This is a genomic window from Halostella salina, from assembly GCF_003675855.1.
GTDB lineage: Archaea > Halobacteriota > Halobacteria > Halobacteriales > Natronoarchaeaceae > Halostella > Halostella salina.
In genome coordinates, this window is the sequence record NZ_RCIH01000007.1 from 226,706 (window position 1) to 243,378 (window position 16,673).

The window sequence follows — 16,673 nt, forward strand, 5'->3', positions numbered from 1 at the left end:
TTCCTCGTGACGTACGTCACTCGGCCCATGCTGCCCTCCGACCTCCGATCGGCGTACGCCGACGCGGACCGATGGCTGCGCGACCACGTCGTCGCCTGGTGGCTGCTGCTCGCGCTCGTCCCCGGCGGGACGTACGCGGCCGCGGAGGTCGCACTGAGCGACGAGTCGCCACACAGCGCGCTGGTCCTCGGTGTCGTCTTCGGCACGACGTTCGCCACGATGACCGTCGCCGTCCAGCGGTGGCGGGGGTGAACTGACGCGTCGCCGACGCCCGCGCTACCAGCCGAACTCGCGGTGGATCGCACGCCCCTCGTCGTTCAGCACGGGCCCGACGACCTCGGTGATCCCGTCGAGGATCGCCGCCGACCCGATCAGCGGCTCGCCGCCGGTGAACCCCGTGATCTCGTCGTGCCCGACGCTGTAGACGACCCGGCCGAACCCGGCGTGGGTCATCCCGCCGGCACACATCGGACACGGCTCCGTGCTCGTGTACATCACCGTCTCGGCGCGCTCGTCCGGCTCCAGTTCCCGGAACGCCCGGGCGACGAGCCTGAGTTCGGGGTGCTCGCGGATGTCGTCCTCGGTGTTCACGCGGTTCGTCTCGGCCATGACGACCTCGTCGTCGCGGACGAGCACGCTGCCGAACGGTCGGTCGCCGCGCTCGACCGACTCGCGGGCGAGGTCGAGCGCCCTGTTCATGTGCGACTCGTGGTCGAAGTCGTCGAAGTTCGGGGTCGACATGTCCCGTTCCTCGGGCCGCCGCCACGTAGTTCCTCCGCCGGGGACGGCCGACGACGTCCCGGACCGCGGCCGCCGTCCCGCACGTTCAAGTGCCGCCGGTCGGATCCTCAGCCAATGAACCTCTCGAACGACCGACCGGAGGCGGATCGGCCGTGAGCGACACGGAGATCCGCGAACTCGACGAGTCGACGGTCCAGCGGATCGCCGCCGGCGAGGTGGTCGAGCGCCCCGCCAGCGCGGTGAAGGAACTGGTCGAGAACAGCCTCGACGCGGACGCCTCCCGGGTCGACGTCGAGGTTGAGCGCGGCGGGATCGACGGCATCGTCGTCAGCGACGACGGCGTCGGGATGAGCGAGGCCGACGTACGGGCGGCGGTCCGGGAACACACGACCAGCAAGATCGACGGGCTGGACGATCTGGAGTCGGGCCTGACGACGCTCGGCTTCCGCGGCGAGGCGCTCCACACCATCGGCGCGGTCTCACGGCTGACGATCACCACGAAGGCCCGCGACGGTGACGGCGCGGCGACCGAACTGCGCTACGAGGGCGGCGAGGTGGTCGACGTCTCGCCCGCCGGCCGGCCGCCCGGAACGACCGTCGAAGTCGACGACCTGTTCTACAACACGCCCGCCCGGCGGAAGTACCTCAAGACCGAGGCGACGGAGTTCGCCCACGTCAACCGCGTCGTCACGCGGTACGCGCTGGCGAACCCGGACGTGGCCGTGTCGCTGACCCACGACGGCCGCGAGACGTTCTCGACGACCGGGCAGGGCGACCTCCGCTCGGCCGTCCTCTCGGTGTACGGCCGCGAGGTCGCCGAGGCGATGATCGAGGTGCCGGGCGACGACCTCCCAACCGGCCCCCTGTCGGGCGTCTCCGGCTACGTCAGCCACCCCGAGACGAACCGCTCGGGCCGGGAGTACGTCTCCACGTTCATCAACGGCCGCTACGTGACCGCCGACGCCGTCCGCGAGGCCGTACTGGAGGCGTACGGCGGCCAGCTGGCGGCGGACCGCTACCCCTTCGTCGTGCTGTTCCTCGACGTGCCGCCCGAGTCGGTCGACGTGAACGTTCACCCCCGAAAGATGGAGGCGCGCTTCGACGACGAGGCCGGCCTGCGCCGGCAGGTCGAGACCGCCGTCGAGGACGCGCTGCTGGACCACGGACTCGTGCGCTCCGGCGCGCCACGCGGCCGCTCCGCGCCGGACGAGGCGACGGTGCGGTCCGAGGACAGCACGGTTGACGGCGACACGGCGGCCGACGACAACGGCGATACCGCCAGCCGATCCGGGTCTGCCTCGGAGCAGTCGGCCGGCGACGCTGGCGAGGGCGCGGCCACCACGTCCACGCCGGCGACGGCCGCCAACACGGCCACCTCCCCCGAGACGGCCACGAACGAAGACACACCCACTACCCCCGAAACGGCAACGCCCGCCAGCCCCGGATCGGGCGAAGGCGCGACCGAGACCGCCGACGGCGGAGACGTGGGAGCCGACCCGGCCGGGAGCACGGACGATCCGGCGGATCCGGGCGTCGCGGGCGAGTCGACCGCCGGAACCGACCCGTCGCCGGCCCACGGTGCGGCGGAACCGAGCGATCCAGACGGCACCGCCGACGACACGAGCGCCGACCCGTCCGACGCCGCCGAAGAGACGGACAGCGCGGCGTTCGAGCCCGACGCTGCCGACAAGTTCGACGGCCCGACCGAACAGCAGACCCTGACGGGCGGCACGGTCGACCGGACCCGCGAGTACGACAGCCTGCCGTCGATGCGCGTGCTCGGGCAGTTCCGGGACACGTACGTCGTCGCCGAGACGGACGCGGGGCTGGCGCTGGTCGACCAGCACGCGGCCGACGAGCGGGTGAACTACGAGCGCCTCCGCGAGGCGTTCGCCGGCGACACGACCGCCCAGTCGCTGGCCGAGCCGGTCGAAGTCGAACTGACCGCGGGGGAGGCGGCGCTGTTCGATGACTACGCCGACGCGCTCGCGAGCCTCGGCTTCTACGCGGAGCGGACGGACGACCGGAGCGTCGAGGTGACCACGGTTCCGGCGGTGTTCGACGAGACGCTGGACCCCGAGCGCCTGCGCGACGTGCTCGCGTCGTTCGTCGAGACGGCCGAGGACGCGTCGGGTCGCGAGACGGTGGAGTCGCTGGCCGACGAGTTCATCGCCGACCTGGCCTGCTACCCCTCGGTGACGGGCAACACGTCGCTCACGGAGGGCGCGGTGACGGACCTGCTGGCGGCGCTCGACGACTGCGAGAACCCCTACGCCTGCCCGCACGGCCGGCCCGTCGTGATCGAACTCGACGCGGAGGAACTCGGCGACCGGTTCGAGCGGGACTATCCGGGCCACGGCGGGCGGCGAGCGGACTGATCGATCGGGGGAACTTATACCGGACCCGCTCGTTTGCGGGCGTATGAACCACCCGACTGAACGCCAGCGAGCCGACATCCACCGGACGCTCGGGGTGTGGCCATGAGCGACCTCGTCACCTTCGGCGAGACGATGCTCCGGCTCTCGCCGCCCGGCAACGAACGGCTGGAGACGACGGACGAACTGGAGTTCCGCGCCGCCGGCGCGGAGAGCAACGTCGCCGTCGCGGCCGAGCGCCTCGGTGCGGTGTCGACGTGGATGTCGAAGCTCCCCGACTCGCCGCTGGGCCGGCGCGTCGACAACGGCCTGCGCGGCTACGGCATCGACACGGAAGTCGTCTGGTCCGAGGACGGCCGGCAGGGGACGTACTACCTCGAACACGGCGGCCAGCCCCGCGGCACGAACGTCATCTACGACCGCGAGAACGCGGCGGTCACGACCGCCTCGGCCGAGGAGTTCGACCTGAGCGTCGTCCGGGACGCCCGGGCGTTCTACACGAGCGGGATCACGCCCGCGCTGTCGGACACCCTGCGCGACACGACGGCGAACCTCCTCCAGGTCGCCAAGAAAGCGGGGACGACGACGGCGTTCGACCTGAACTACCGGTCGAAGCTCTGGTCGACCGAGGCGGCCCGACAGACGGTGACCAAGCTGTTCCAGCTGGTCGACGTGCTCGTGATCCCGCTTCGGGACGCCGAGCGCGTGCTCGATTACGAGGGCAGCGCCTCCGAACTGGCCCACCACCTCGCCTCGAAGTACGAGTTCCAGACCGTGCTCGTCACACAGGGCGAGCACGGCTCCGTCGCCTGGCACGACAACGTGGTCCACGACCAGAACGCGTACGAGGCCGACACCGTCGACGCCATCGGCACGGGCGACGCCTTCGTCGGCGGGTTCCTCGGCCGGCGGCTCTCCGGCGACGACGTACCGCAGGCGCTCAAGTACGCGGCCGCGACCGCGTCGCTCAAACGCACCATCCCGGGCGACGTGGCCGCCGTGACGAAAACGGAAGTCGAGGCAGTCATCGGCGACGAACTCAACCAGATATCGCGGTAAGCCGGGTCGCCTCCGTCGTTCTCTCCGGTCGTGTCCGTCCGGCGCACGGCCCCCCGAACCGATAAGCCGCCGGGCGACGGACCGGTTCGTATGCCACACGTCGCCATTATCGGAGCCTACGGCAGCGCTGGCGTCGCCGTCGCCGGGGAACTCGCCGACGACCCCGACGTCGAACTGACGCTGATCGACGACGGCGACCCCGGCGGCGGGCTCTGCATTCTCCGGGGCTGTATGCCGTCCAAGGAAGTCATCTCGGCGGGCGCACACCGCTTTCAGGCCCGCCACGACCACCGGCTGGTCGGCGACCTCCCCGACGTCGACCTGGAGCGCGTCGTCGAGACGAAAAACGACCACGTGCTCGGCTTCGCCGAACACCGTCGGGCGGCGGTCCACGACCTGGCCGAGCGCGACGACGTGACCTTCCTCCGTGAGACGGCGCGGTTCGTCGACGACCACACGATCGCCGTCGGCAACCACACCGTCGAGGCTGACTACGTCGTGATCGCGACGGGGTCGACCGTCAACGTCCCCGACATCGAGGGGATCGACGAGGTGGACTACATGACCAGCGCGGACGTGCTCGACGCGACGAGCCTGCCCGACAGCGGCGTCGTCATGGGCTTTGGCTACGTCGGCCTCGAACTCGTCCCGTACCTCGCGGAGGCCGGGACGGAGCTGACCGTGATCGAACACGACGAGCGCCCCATCGACGAGGCCGACCCCGAGTACGGCGACGAACTGCTCGACATCTACGAGGAGAACTGGGACGTCGAGATACTCACCGAGACGTACGAGGATCGGCTCCAACCGACCGACGACGGCGGCGTCCGCCTGCACGTCGACCGCGACGGCGAGCGAGAGGCCGTCGAGGCCGACGAGCTCTTCCTGTTCACCGGCCGGCGACCCAACCTCGACGGGCTGGGGCTGGAGAACACGGCGCTGGACCCGGAGTCCGGCTGGGTGGCCGACACGATGCAGGCGCGCGACGACGAGCGCACGTTCGTCGTCGGCGACGTGAACGGCCACGAGCCGATCCTCCACGTCGCCAAGGAGCAGGGGTTTCAGGCCGCGGAGAACCTCCTCGCTCACGCCCGCGGCGAGGAGCTAACCCCCTACGAGAACGTCCACCACCACGTCATCTTCTCCGGGCTTGGGGTGTACCCGTACGTCCGCGTCGGCCACTCCGCCGGGGCCGCCGAGCGCCGGGGTATCGACCACGTCGCCGTCACGCGGGCGGCCAGCGACGACGGCGTGTTCAAGAGCAAGGACGTGCCCGAGGGCCGGGCGACGCTCGTCGTCGACCCCGACGACGGGACCGTCCTCGGCTATCAGGGGCTCCACTACCACGCCGACGTCATGGCGAAGACGATGCAACTCGCCGTCGAGATGGAACTGGACGTGCGCGAGATCCCCGACCGCGCCTACCACCCCACGACGCCGGAGATCATCGACGGGCTGGTGCGCGACGCCGCCGAACAGGTCGGGGAGTAGTCCGGACCGCCTCGGCTGTCGCCGTCAGCGCGACTCCGAACCGGACTCCTCGCGCTCGACCTCGATACGCTGCGGTTCGCGCTCGCTCCGTCCGTCGTCCTCGCCGCCGAGGAACCGCGAGCGGAGGTCCTCGGTGATCGACTGGACCTGGTCCTTGAGCGTCTGGACCTCCTTCTCGAACTCCTCGACGGACCGCTCGACGTAGTACACCCGGTGGGACGGAATCCGCCGGACCGTGTCGCGGTCCGACCGGGACGGGCCGGCGTCGTCGTCGGCCGCCTCGTCGTCCTCGTCGACCTTGACGATCCAGTGGTCCTGGAAGTAGGCGACGTGGTCGTTGTCGACCGTCCGTTCGACGGTGTCGCCGTCCGGCCCCTCGTACACGATGGTCGCCTCCCCCACGTCGTCGACCGTGTCGGTTTCTTCCTCTATCATGGCTCCGAGTAGGGACTCGATACGGGAAGGTCTAGGCAACTGTGAGCTGAGCATCATGTCGCCGGCGTTAGTCGAGCAGGCGAACCGGGTCACCGACGGCGACCGACTCGCCCCACCCCGACTCGGGGACCCGGGTGTTGACCATCAGCTTGTAGAAGTGGTCGAACCGCTCCGCCGGTACCCACTCGGGCAGCGTGGCCTCGCGTTTCCGGAGGAACGTCGCCCGGAACCCGTCGGTCGGCTCGCCGGTGTCGGGGTCCCGCGTCGGGACGACACAGCGGTTGCAGGGACCGTCGCCGAGAAAGCGGACGCCCCCGACCTCGAACTCCCGGGAGCCGTCGGCGGCGTACAGCCGGTCCTCCCAGAACGCCGGGACGCCCCCGACTTCGATCGAGGCACGGAACCGACGGCGGACGCCGTCGACGGTCACGTCCGGGAACCACGACGCGACTTCGCGGAGCGTGCCCGTGCTGATCACTGTCGGGCCGCGGGCGTCGGTGTCGTCGGGCATCCCGCGCTCGTCGCGGACCACCCGCACGTCCTCGCCGAAGTAGTCCGAGAGCCACGCCGCCAGCGGCCCGCGGTCGGAGAGGTCGAACTCGCGGCGTTCATCGTCCGTGCGGCGACCGATCCGCACCGTCCCCGTCCTGCGGTCGACGGTCGCGTCCAGACGGTGGACGGCGGCGGTCCGCTTCCCGTTGACGTACTCGCCGTCGGCGTCGACGACGGCGTACTCCCGGTCGCCGTCGAGCGCGCCGCCGGGAAGCAACTCGGCACGGTCGCGGTCGACGCCGTCGAGGGACTTGATCGGATAGGTTCGGATGCGTTCGACCGTCGGCTGTGACACGGACCAGTGTACGCGGACCGCCAACACAAGGCTGGCGGATCCGGGCGGTATCTGCCGTGTGAGGGCCATTGGTGGAGCCTTTTTATTACATACCTCGCGTTCGGCCCGGCGTCTCGGCCATCAGACTTATTTAGGAAATTTTATTTTTCCGTCTACCACACAATTTGCAGTAGTTTTATGAGTAATAAGATATACAGGTAGAAACGAACTCATGCGGCGGAACACCGCCGCGGGGGGCAGATCACTATGGGAAAAGGCATCACCGGCTTCATCGGCATCGCAGGGTTGGTAATAACGCTTGTGGCCGCGGGGTACGTCGCCCGCGGGCCGTTGACCGGCGGGACGCTCCCGCCGAGGGTACATCTCATCGGTGCAGCGGCGTGGATCGTCGTCGGACTGGTCACGTTCCTCTGGGGCACGCGGAAGTTCACCGCCAGCACCGAGCGCCCCGAGCCCGAGCGCGGGCGCCTGCGGATGTACAAGCGCTGAACTGACGGCTCCTCCTACCCGCCACCTGCCGACCGTTCCTCCCACGCCTCCGCGAGCGTCCGCTGGACCGTCTCGTGGCCGACTGCCTCCGCCAGCGTCTCGAAGCCGGCGCGCTCGGCGCGGTCCGACGAGTCCGCGACCAGCCGGGAGACGATGAACTCCGGCGTGGAGCGCCCGACCGTGCCGAAGCGCGGCTGGTAGTCGACCTCCAGTTCGAGGTCGGGCGTCAGCCCCTCCGCGAAGATGCCGTCAGTCCGGGCCGCTTCCGGCAGCGGCTCCAGATCGTCCGCGAGGTGCGTGACGAACGTGCCGAGCGCCCCCTCGTCGACCGCCAGCCTGACCAGCCCGTGCAGCAGGTCGGCCGCGCTGCCCGGTTCGGTGATCGCCTCGAACTCGTCGACCAGCGTCAGCGTCCGGTCCGATTCGGTCAACGGCGGGACGATGGAGCGCAGCGTCGACTCCAGCACGCCCGCGTTGAAGCTGGCGTGCCGCCGGTGGAACACGACCGCGTCGAACGTCGCCACCTCGGCGCGCTCGGCCGGCACCGGCAGGCCCATCGCGGCGAGCAGGACCACCTGACAGACGGTTTCGAGCAGCGTCGTCTTCCCGCCGCTGTTGGCCCCGGTCAGCACCGAGATCCGTTCGTCGCCGGGGACGCCGACCTCGGCGTCAGACGGCCCCCCGGCGCGCCGCGAGGCGGGCGTCACGTCGGCCGCCGTCACGCCGTGCTCGCCCAGCGCGTAGGTGACGGGCTGTACGTCCTCGCCGTTCGCCGCGAGCGTCAGGTTCCGCGCGCCGACGACCGCGACGCCGTCGTCGACGAACGTCGGCCGCGTCAGGTCGTGCGCCGCCGCGAAGCGCGCCAGCGAGAGGTGGAAGGCGATGTCGTCGACCGCCTCGACCGCCACGTCCACGTCCTCGCGGGCCGCCGCCACCTCGCCGCGCAGGTCGCGGGCCACCGCGTGCTCGCGCTCGTCGACCGCCGTCCGCAGGTCGTCCGTCAGCTCCCGGAGCGTGCGGGCGACGAAGTCGGTCGCGTCCGCCGCGTCGGCCGGCATCGCGTCGCGCACGCGATCGACCGTCACCCCGGTCTCGTCCGTGACGTGGTCGAGGAACGACTGCCGGAACGCGTCGGTGCCGCGCACGCCGTCGTCCTGGACAGTGTCGACGACGCCGACGGCGTCGGCCGACAGCGATTCGGCCGCGGCCAGCGCCGCCCGCAGGTCGTCGAGTTCCTCGTCGGCTCCCTCGCGGACCCGGCCGTCGTCAAGCGCCGCCAGCGCGTCGGCGGCGTCGGCGAGTGCCTCGGGGTCCACGTCGGCGATGGGCGAGAACGGCCCCTCCGTGACCCCCGCGTCGTGGAGCGCCAGCGCCGCCTCGACGGCGGGGCGCTCGCCGCCCCCGGTCTCGTCGTACGACTCGAACGCGTCGAGCACGGTGTCGCGGGTCGCCTCGTCGAGCGCGGTCCACGCGTCCCGCGCCGAGAGGACGGCGTCCAGCCGGTCGACGCGCGCCTCGTGGGACGCGGTCGGCGTGAGCACCTGGATCCGGTCGGCCGCGTCGCGGGTGACCGCGTGCGCCCGCGCCAGTTCGAGCAGTTCTTTGTACACCTCGCGGGCGTCGCTCGTCGCCAGGGTGTCCATCCCGGCCTCGCCGGTCGCGCGGCGCAGGATGCGCGTCGCCCGGCCGCGGCTCAGCCCCGCGGCCGTCAGCGTCCGAACGTCCCCCGATTCGATCGCCTCGACGGCGGCCTCGACGCCGAGCGCCTCGGTCAACAGCTCGCGGGTCTTCGGCCCGACGCCCCAGAACTCCTCCAGTCGCATGGGAAGGTGTGTCGGGGCGGCGACCTTAACCGGTGCGGTCGCAGGTGCGGGCTGGACGGACGAGGTCGGTCCGGGACGGACCGTACGCCGCCGGACGGCGCTCCATCCCGGCGGTGGCTTTTTCGTGCCCCGTGTTGTCACGGGACGTATGCGAGCCGTCGTGCTGCAGGACCACGGGGAGCCGCTCGCCGTCGAGGACGTGGAGCGACCGGAGGCCGGCCCGGACCAGGTCGTCGTCGAAACCGAGGCCTGCGGGGTGTGCCGGAGCGACTGGCACGCCTGGCAGGGCGACTGGGAGTGGGTCGGCGCGCAGGCCCAGCCCGGACAGGTGCTCGGCCACGAGCCTGCGGGCGTCGTCAGCGAAGTGGGCGAGGACGTGGAGACGCTCCGAGAGGGCGACCGCGTGGCCGTCCCCTTCACGCTCGCCGACGGCACCTGTCCACACTGCCGGCAGGGACACGCGAACGTCTGCGAGACGGTGCTCCCGCTGGGTTTCACGAGCGTCGCGCCGGGCGCGTTCGCCGAGGCGTTCCCGGTCCGGGCGGCCGACTACAACGCCGTGCGCCTTCCCGACGGCGTCGACGCGGTCGACATGGCCGGCCTGGGCTGTCGGTTCGCCACCGCGTTCCACGGCCTCGCCCACCGCGCCGACCTCTCGGCGGGCGACTGGGTCGCCGTCCACGGCTGCGGCGGCGTCGGCCTCTCGGCGGTCCACGTCGCCGACGCGCTCGGCGCGAACGTCGTCGCGGTCGACATCGAGGACGAGAAGCTCGACGCCGCGAGCGACCTCGGGGCCGACGAGACGCTGAACGCCGCCGACGCCGACAGCGTCGGGGCCGAGACGAAGGCGCTCGCCGGCGGCGGCGCAGCCGTCGCCGTCGACGCGCTCGGCGTCGCAGAGACCTGCCGCAACGCGCTGTCCAGCCTCGGCAGCCGCGGCCAGCACCTCCAGATCGGCCTGACGACCGGCGAGGAGGGCGGGGAAATCGCGCTCCCGACCGACGAGATGGTGATGAAGGAGGTCGACTTCCTCGGCTCGTTCGGCATGCCGCCGACCAGCTACGACGAGATATTCCGGATGATCGAGCGCGGGAAGCTGAACCCCGGTGCGATCGTTTCGGAGACGATCGGCCTCGGCGACGTGCCCGACCGGATCGCCGCGATGAGCGAGTTCGACACGGTCGGGATCCCCGTCGTGACGGAGTTCTGAGGGCGCTAAGTGCGTCGTCGCGGCGCTACGCGTACGTCGCCTCGATGAACTCCAGGATGCGTTCGGACTCGCCCATCGTCACGCCGTACGTCTCGTCGACGAGAACCGGTACCGACCGCTGGTTCGAGACGCGGGCCACCTCGTCGCGCTCGGAGTGGAGCCCGTCGACCCAGACGCTCTCGTAGTCGATGTCCAGTTCCTGCAGGCGCTCGTGGACCTTCTCGCAGTACGGGCAGCCGTCGAGTTCGTACAGCGTGATGTCGCTCATGGGCGGTCGTTGGGGCGTGACGGGCAAAAAGGCGCGGGGCCGCGGCCGGTCGTACCGGAACCGACCGCGCGACCTCACTCGCCGGAGGCCGCCGTCCCGGTCTCGTCGATCCGCCGCTCGTACTTGTCGAGCGCTTCCTCCAGCGCCGCCCCCGCGTCGGCGTCGAGCGAGTCGGCCAGCGCCAGCAGCGCGAACAGCGCGTCGCCCAGTTCGTCGGTCGCCACGTCGGCGTCGGTCGGGGACGCACCGTAGTCCGTCGACTCGGCGAGTTCCTTCGCGATCTCGCCGACCTCCGATTCGAGGTCGAGCGCCCGATAGGCAGGGTCGGCGTGCAGGTCGTGCCGCTCTACGAACGCCGCGACGCGTCGCTGTGCGTCCATGCGTGGCCCCCCTCGGCCGGGCGACGAAAGCGTTTCGAGTCCGTGCCGAGGCGGTCGCCCGGCCGCGATCCGCGACGGACAGCGTTTTGCCCGTCCTGCCCCTACGAACGGCAACATGATGGTGACGACCCACGCGTTCGCCGGCCTCGCGCTGGCGAGCGCCGTCGTCGCGGTCGCGCCCGAACTCGCGGTTCCCGCGGCGGTCGGCGGTGCCGCGGGCGGCGTTTTCCCCGACCTCGACATCGTCAGTGCACACCGAAAGACGCTCCACTTTCCGGTGTACTACAGCCTGCTCGCCGTGCCCACAGTGGGGATCGCGGTCGCCGCGCCCGACCCCCTCACGGTCGCCGTCGCGCTGTTTCTCGTCTCGGCGGCGATCCACTCCGTCAGTGACGCGGTCGGTGGCGGACTCGAACTGAAGCCGTGGGAGGGGACCTCCGAGCGCGCCGTGTACGTCCACCCGACCGGGACCTGGGTCCGTCCCCGGCAGTGGATCCGCTACGACGGCTCGCCCGAGGACTTCGTGCTCGGCGCGGTCGTCGCCGTGCCGGCGCTGCTCACCTTCGACGGGACCGTCCGGACCGCCGTCATCGCCGCGCTCGCCACGTCGCTCGTGTACACGGTCGTCCGCAAGCGGATCGTCGAGTACGCGCCCGAGTGGATGGAGTGATCGGGCCGGCAGCCGGCGTCAGTCGAAATGGTACGATTCGAACCGCCGGACAGCGTAGACCACCGCTGCGAAGGGAGCGACGGCGAGCGCGACGAGCGCGACCGCCGCAGCCAGTTCAAGCGTGCCCGGTGAGACGGTGAGCCGCGGGATCAGGAACGAGAGGCCGGCGGCGAGCAGGTCGCTGACGCCGTCGACGAACACCACGCCGGCGGCGACGGCGGCGGCGAGGAGCGTCGCGCTGTAGGTCAGGAACGCCCGCTTGCTCGGCATCACGGCCTCCCGGCTCCCGACGACCGTGACCGAGCCGTAGCGCGGGAACAGCGTCCCGACCCCGGTCGCCAGCAGCGGCGTCAGCGTCGACAGGACGGCCGCGCCCGCGGTGACCGCGGCGACGCGGGCGAGCGGCATCGGGCTGGCGACGCCGGCGACCGCGGTGAGAACCGTGACCAGCGGCGCGACGGCGACGACGCCGACGACGACGTGGCCGGCGACGAACTGCCGCCCCGAGACCGGCGTCGTCAGCGTCCCCGGGAGCACCGGCCCCTGGTCGCCGAAGAGGTTCAGCGTGACGGGGACGCCGGCGGCCCACGCGCCGTACACCGCCACGAAGTACGGGAACGACGCCGGGACCTGCCCCTGTTCGATCGCGGTCTGGACGAGCGGGATCGCGCCGAACAGCGGGTAGGCGACGTATGCGAGCTTGATCGGCGCGCGAACCGAGCGGCGGAACACCGTCCCTGCGACGGCGCGGGTCGGCCGGGAGAGCCGGGACGACGGGAGCGGCAGGGCGACGGCCGGGAGGAACCGGCCGACGCCGCCGTTCGCGTCCGCGTCGTCGTCCTCGGTGGCCGCGCTCACCGGGTCGGAGAACCAGTGGCGCGCGGCGATCCGGACCGTCCCCGCGAGGACCGGGACCGAAGCCACGAGGACGAGCACCGGGCCGAGGGCGGCCCGTAACGGGGAGACGTCGATACCGGGCGTCCCGAGCAACAGCAGGTCCCCGAGCCAGCCGACCGGAGTGCGAGCGAGCGGGTCGAGCAGCAGCGCGCCGAGCCGGTTGATGCCGCCGGAGAACACCAGCGCGAAGTAGCCGAGGAAGGCGAGGCCGAAGAGGATCTGCCGGTGGCGCGCCAGCACCTCGTGGCGGGTGACGACCTGTCGGACCACCAGCCCGGCGGCGTAGCCGGTCGTCACCGCCAGCGCGCCGAGGACGGCGACGACGGGGACGACGGCGAGGAGCGGGGTCGGCGTGCCCGCGCCGTAGGCGAAACTGCCGGCGAGCAGGCCGAGCGGCGGCAGCGTCCAGATCAGGACGAACGCGAGTTCGGAGAGCACCATGCCGCCGACCGCGTCGGCGGTGGGGACGGTCGTCAGGAGTCCGTCAGCCTCGGGGACCTCGCCGCGCTTGGCGACGGCGCGGGCGGCGACCAGCGCGGCGAGGCCGACGCCCGCGAGGCCGACGACGCCGCGGACGGTCGGTCCGACGTCGAACCCGGCGAGCGCGCCGCCGGTGCGGAGCGACTCGCCCGCGAGGTAGACGCCGTACGTCGCCACCGCGACGAACAGCGCGACGAACACGCCGGACAGCGCCGTCAGCGCCAGCCGCGTGCGGTTGCCGACGAACGAGCGGAGCGCGCGTCGCACCTCGACCCGTGCCACGAGGGCGCTGCGACGCGGGGAGGGGAAGAGCTTCATCGGACCACCGGCCGGCGGCCGGCGACCGGCGGCGAACCCTGCCGGGGAAGCGTCTGATGGGGACCCACTGCGAACATGAATCCGGGTTTCACCCGGCGAATCATAAAGCACCGGGTCGCGAAACCCGGCGTCGGGACGGCTCCGGCACGGCCGTCGGCATTGAAAACGCTCAAACCCTTTGCCGCCAACAACCTGATATGTCACTCCTCGACACGGCGATACGGACCACGCATCTGCTGTTCGCGGCGCTGTGGGTGGGCAGCGTCCTGTTCGTCACGCTCGCCGTGCTGCCGGCAGCACGGGACGGCCACCTCAACGCCGACCCGCTCGAACGGATCACCGGGAGCCTGACCACTATCTCGCGGGCCAGCGCGGCGGTGCTGTTCCTGACCGGCGGGCACATGGCGGCCACCGGCTACCCCGGTCGGAACCTGCTGGAGACGACCAACGGGAACCTCGTGCTGGTGATGCTCGCGCTCTGGCTGGTGCTTGCTGCGCTGGTCGAGGTCGGGAGTTCGAAGCTGACCGACGGGCTCCAGCAGAAGAAGGTCCGCGCGCCGGCCCGGGAGTATCTCTCCCTGTTCCGGGCGGCGTCGGTCGTCGGGATCCTCCTGCTCGTCGACGCCGGCCTCATCTCGACGAACGCGCTCATCTAGCTTCGTTGAAACAGTTCCGTAGCGGCGCAGTACTGCGGTCTCTCGCGTCCCAAAACTACTTATGGGATAGTTCCAACGAACCGGTATGAATCGCGAGATCAGGGACCTCGTGCTGTCGCTACTCGTGGTCGGGGCGACGGCCGCGCTGGGGCTGCTACGGCGACGGGACCGCGACGACGGCGCGACGACGAGCGTCGCGGCACGCGTCGTCGACGAGCCACCGGCCGGCGCGGACGTGCTCGACGACGGCGGGCGCTTTCTCGACCGGGTTCCGGGGGTCGGCACCGCTGTGCAACGGGCGACGGAACAGGACGTCCGCGATGACTGGGCGGCGGTCGACGTGACCGGGCGGGACGCGCTGGCGCTCGTGGACGTGCTTCAGGAGGACCTGCCGTACCACACCGCACCGGCGGACGGCGACCACGAGAGCGGCGTCTACGTCGAGTACGGCGGCTCGACGGTCGTCGTCACCGCCGTCGGCTGGGAGCGCCTCCGGAACCGCCGCCGGTAGGCGGACACCGAGCGCCCGCCCCCCAGTCGACGGGCTAACGACGTGGTGGCACGACGCCGCCCGCCCGAACCGCAACCACTACCTGCCCCGGCACGACAGCGTGCACCATGCAACTGGGCGTCATCGGACTGGGGCGGATGGGGCGGATCGTCGTCGAGCGAACGCTCGCCGCGGGCCACGACGTGGTCGCCTTCGACATCGACGAGGAGTCGGTCGCGGCGGCCGCCGAGGCGGGCGCGACCCCGGCCGATTCGGTTCGGAACCTGGCGGACCGGCTGGGCGAGGACAAGCGCATCTGGCTGATGGTGCCGGCCGGCGACGCCGTCGACGCCGCGCTCGACGACCTCGAACCACATCTCGACGGCGACGACGTGGTCGTCGACGGCGGTAACTCCCACTTCGAGGACTCCGTGCGCCGCGCCGACTACACCGACGCCGCCTACCTCGACTGTGGCACCAGCGGCGGGCCGGCCGGCGCTGAACTGGGCTTCTCGCTGATGGTCGGCGGGCCCGAGTGGGCCTACGAGGAACTCGAACCCGTGTTCGACGCCGTCGCAACCGGTCCCGACGGGCACGACCGGATGGGCCCGGCCGGTTCGGGTCACTACGTGAAGATGGTCCACAACGGCGTCGAGTACGCGCTGATGCAGGCGTACGGCGAGGGGTTCGAACTGCTCCACGAGGGCCGGTACGACCTGGACCTCGAAGCCGTGGCGCGCACCTGGAACAACGGGGCGGTGATCCGCTCGTGGCTGCTGGAACTGTGCGAGGAGGCGTTCCGCGAGGAAGGCACCGACCTGGGCACCGTCGCGGACCACGTCGCCGGCGGCTCCACCGGCACCTGGACGGTGCAGGAGGCCCTCGAACAGGAGGTGCCACTCCCGCTCATCTACGCCGCGCTCTCCGAGCGGTTCGGGTCGCGGGCGACCGGCGACGGCGCGGGACGGTTCTCCCGGCGGCTGGCGAATCGGCTACGGTACGGCTTCGGTCGGCACGAGGTCGCTCGGGAGGAGTGACGCTGCGGTCCCCGGAACGCCCTACTGCGGCGTCAGCGTCACCCGGATCGCATCCGTGACGGCGGGGTAGTCGTGGCCGTCGTCGACCGCCGAGAGCGGCCGGACGACCCCGTTCTCGTCGTCCCCCTGGGCCGGCGCGTCCTGTGCGGGTGCCTGGTCCGGCCCGAACCCGGGCGGCTCGGCGTTCGGCTCGGTCCCGGCGTCGAGGAACAGCAGGTGGTCCGACACGTCGCCGTCGACCGGGCCCCCGTCCTCGGGCCAGAGCGGGATCCCCGCCGAATCGGCCGAGACGAACACGTCGTTCGACGGGACGAACATCGACGCCAGTGAGAGGCGGTGCCCCGGTTCGGCCTCGACGTCGAACTCGAACGCGCCGCCGGGTGCGATCGGCGGCGCACCCGGCACCTCGCCCATCGGGTCGTTCGGGTCCGCGACGGTGTCTTCGGGCGTGTACGCCCCTGCGTGGACGACGTCCATCGAGTCGCCGAGCTCGTCGACCAGACCCGGTTCGCCTTCGAACCCGGTCGGCGGGCCGGCCTCGGCGAGCGCTTCGAGCCCGACGGAGGCCACCTCGCCGGCCGTGTACACCGGGTTCTCGCCGGTGTGGACGGCGTACGCCCCGGGGGTGAACCAGACCGCGCCGTTCGTCGAGGCGTCGTCGGGGTAGAAGTCGACCGGGGCGGCGTTCTCGACCCGAACCGTCACCGTCGCCGTCTCCATCATCGAGTCCTCCCCCTCGTTCATCCCGCCCTCCTCGTCGGTGCTGGTTTCGGCCATCCCGTCGTCGTCCATTCCATCGTCGTCCATGCCGTCCGCCGCGGAGGTGGTTCCGTCGTCCATGCCGTCGTCATCGCCGCCGAGACAGCCGGCGAGCGCAAGCATCGCGAGGCTACCGGAGCCACGGAGCAGGCGTCGTCGCGTCGTGTGGTGTGCCATGCGTCCCGGACGACGGGGAACTGGGGAAAGTATATTTTTCAACTACTGGACAAGATCGGTCCGAACTACGG

The 16,673-nt window shown here is 71.3% G+C and carries 18 protein-coding genes; 10 read left to right on the forward strand and 8 right to left on the reverse strand.

The features are described 5' to 3' along the window. The first annotated feature begins 27 nt into the window (after positions 1 to 27). Positions 28 to 252, forward strand: coding sequence for a hypothetical protein (locus D8896_RS14925; protein WP_121822910.1), 225 nt, complete (start codon positions 28 to 30; stop codon positions 250 to 252). 24 nt (positions 253 to 276) lie between these two features. Here D8896_RS14925 and D8896_RS14930 read toward each other — a convergent pair whose 3' ends face one another. After that, positions 277 to 741 carry a nucleoside deaminase gene (locus D8896_RS14930; protein ID WP_121822911.1) on the reverse strand — a complete coding sequence of 155 codons (465 nt, stop codon included), beginning with the start codon at positions 739 to 741 and terminating at the stop codon, positions 277 to 279. A 152-nt stretch (positions 742 to 893) separates the two neighbouring features. Between D8896_RS14930 and mutL the strand changes: the two genes are divergently transcribed. The 3 genes from mutL (at position 894) to D8896_RS14945 (ending at position 5,666) form a co-directional block, all read left to right on the forward strand. Next, complete coding sequence (gene mutL, locus D8896_RS14935) at positions 894 to 3,119, forward strand: DNA mismatch repair endonuclease MutL (RefSeq protein ID WP_121822912.1); 2,226 nt, start codon at positions 894 to 896, stop codon at positions 3,117 to 3,119. Between the two features lie 102 nt (positions 3,120 to 3,221). Then, a complete protein-coding gene (gene kdgK1, locus D8896_RS14940; RefSeq protein WP_121822913.1) occupies positions 3,222 to 4,175 on the forward strand; it encodes a bifunctional 2-dehydro-3-deoxygluconokinase/2-dehydro-3-deoxygalactonokinase in 954 nt (317 codons plus the stop codon). A gap of 90 nt (positions 4,176 to 4,265) precedes the next feature. Further along, entirely contained in the window at positions 4,266 to 5,666 is a 1,401-nt protein-coding gene (locus D8896_RS14945; RefSeq protein ID WP_121822914.1) for a dihydrolipoyl dehydrogenase family protein, read from the forward strand. A 24-nt stretch (positions 5,667 to 5,690) separates the two neighbouring features. Here D8896_RS14945 and D8896_RS14950 read toward each other — a convergent pair whose 3' ends face one another. Together D8896_RS14950 and D8896_RS14955 are read right to left on the reverse strand one after the other, a co-directional pair. Beyond that, positions 5,691 to 6,101: a hypothetical protein gene (locus D8896_RS14950; RefSeq protein ID WP_121822915.1), complete on the reverse strand. Its 411-nt coding sequence runs from the start codon at positions 6,099 to 6,101 to the stop codon at positions 5,691 to 5,693. Between the two features lie 67 nt (positions 6,102 to 6,168). Further along, positions 6,169 to 6,948 (reverse strand): MOSC domain-containing protein, encoded by a 780-nt coding sequence (locus D8896_RS14955; protein ID WP_240452044.1) that lies wholly within the window; start codon positions 6,946 to 6,948, stop codon positions 6,169 to 6,171. A 246-nt stretch (positions 6,949 to 7,194) separates the two neighbouring features. Here D8896_RS14955 and D8896_RS14960 point away from each other — a divergent pair, with 246 nt between their 5' ends. Next, positions 7,195 to 7,437: a DUF4175 domain-containing protein gene (locus tag D8896_RS14960; protein ID WP_162991589.1), complete on the forward strand. Its 243-nt coding sequence runs from the start codon at positions 7,195 to 7,197 to the stop codon at positions 7,435 to 7,437. A 14-nt stretch (positions 7,438 to 7,451) separates the two neighbouring features. On the opposite strand, the gene D8896_RS14965 is transcribed toward D8896_RS14960, so the two are convergent. Continuing rightward, positions 7,452 to 9,260, reverse strand: coding sequence for a MutS-related protein (locus tag D8896_RS14965; RefSeq protein WP_121822918.1), 1,809 nt, complete (start codon positions 9,258 to 9,260; stop codon positions 7,452 to 7,454). Between the two features lie 148 nt (positions 9,261 to 9,408). Here D8896_RS14965 and D8896_RS14970 point away from each other — a divergent pair, with 148 nt between their 5' ends. Next, complete coding sequence (locus tag D8896_RS14970; RefSeq protein ID WP_121822919.1) at positions 9,409 to 10,470, forward strand: zinc-dependent alcohol dehydrogenase family protein; 1,062 nt, start codon at positions 9,409 to 9,411, stop codon at positions 10,468 to 10,470. Positions 10,471 to 10,495: 25 nt separating this feature from the next. On the opposite strand, the gene D8896_RS14975 is transcribed toward D8896_RS14970, so the two are convergent. Continuing rightward, positions 10,496 to 10,738 (reverse strand): glutathione S-transferase N-terminal domain-containing protein, encoded by a 243-nt coding sequence (locus tag D8896_RS14975; RefSeq protein WP_121822920.1) that lies wholly within the window; start codon positions 10,736 to 10,738, stop codon positions 10,496 to 10,498. A 74-nt stretch (positions 10,739 to 10,812) separates the two neighbouring features. Then, positions 10,813 to 11,118 (reverse strand): MazG nucleotide pyrophosphohydrolase domain-containing protein, encoded by a 306-nt coding sequence (locus tag D8896_RS14980; protein ID WP_121822921.1) that lies wholly within the window; start codon positions 11,116 to 11,118, stop codon positions 10,813 to 10,815. Positions 11,119 to 11,233: 115 nt separating this feature from the next. Here D8896_RS14980 and D8896_RS14985 point away from each other — a divergent pair, with 115 nt between their 5' ends. Continuing rightward, positions 11,234 to 11,788 carry a metal-dependent hydrolase gene (locus D8896_RS14985; RefSeq protein WP_121822922.1) on the forward strand — a complete coding sequence of 185 codons (555 nt, stop codon included), beginning with the start codon at positions 11,234 to 11,236 and terminating at the stop codon, positions 11,786 to 11,788. Between the two features lie 18 nt (positions 11,789 to 11,806). Here the strand turns inward: D8896_RS14985 and D8896_RS14990 are convergent, their stop codons facing one another. Further along, positions 11,807 to 13,483, reverse strand: coding sequence for a hypothetical protein (locus tag D8896_RS14990; protein WP_121822923.1), 1,677 nt, complete (start codon positions 13,481 to 13,483; stop codon positions 11,807 to 11,809). A 197-nt stretch (positions 13,484 to 13,680) separates the two neighbouring features. Between D8896_RS14990 and D8896_RS14995 the strand changes: the two genes are divergently transcribed. The 3 genes from D8896_RS14995 to gnd all read left to right on the forward strand — a co-directional run bounded on the left by D8896_RS14995 (position 13,681) and on the right by gnd (position 15,666). Then, positions 13,681 to 14,139, forward strand: coding sequence for a CopD family protein (locus D8896_RS14995; protein WP_121822924.1), 459 nt, complete (start codon positions 13,681 to 13,683; stop codon positions 14,137 to 14,139). A gap of 85 nt (positions 14,140 to 14,224) precedes the next feature. Then, complete coding sequence (locus D8896_RS15000) at positions 14,225 to 14,650, forward strand: hypothetical protein (protein WP_121822925.1); 426 nt, start codon at positions 14,225 to 14,227, stop codon at positions 14,648 to 14,650. Between the two features lie 107 nt (positions 14,651 to 14,757). Beyond that, positions 14,758 to 15,666, forward strand: coding sequence for a phosphogluconate dehydrogenase (NAD(+)-dependent, decarboxylating) (gene gnd / locus D8896_RS15005; RefSeq protein WP_121822926.1), 909 nt, complete (start codon positions 14,758 to 14,760; stop codon positions 15,664 to 15,666). A 21-nt stretch (positions 15,667 to 15,687) separates the two neighbouring features. Here the strand turns inward: gnd and D8896_RS15010 are convergent, their stop codons facing one another. After that, positions 15,688 to 16,602: a spondin domain-containing protein gene (locus D8896_RS15010; RefSeq protein ID WP_121822927.1), complete on the reverse strand. Its 915-nt coding sequence runs from the start codon at positions 16,600 to 16,602 to the stop codon at positions 15,688 to 15,690. Positions 16,603 to 16,673 lie beyond the last annotated feature (71 nt).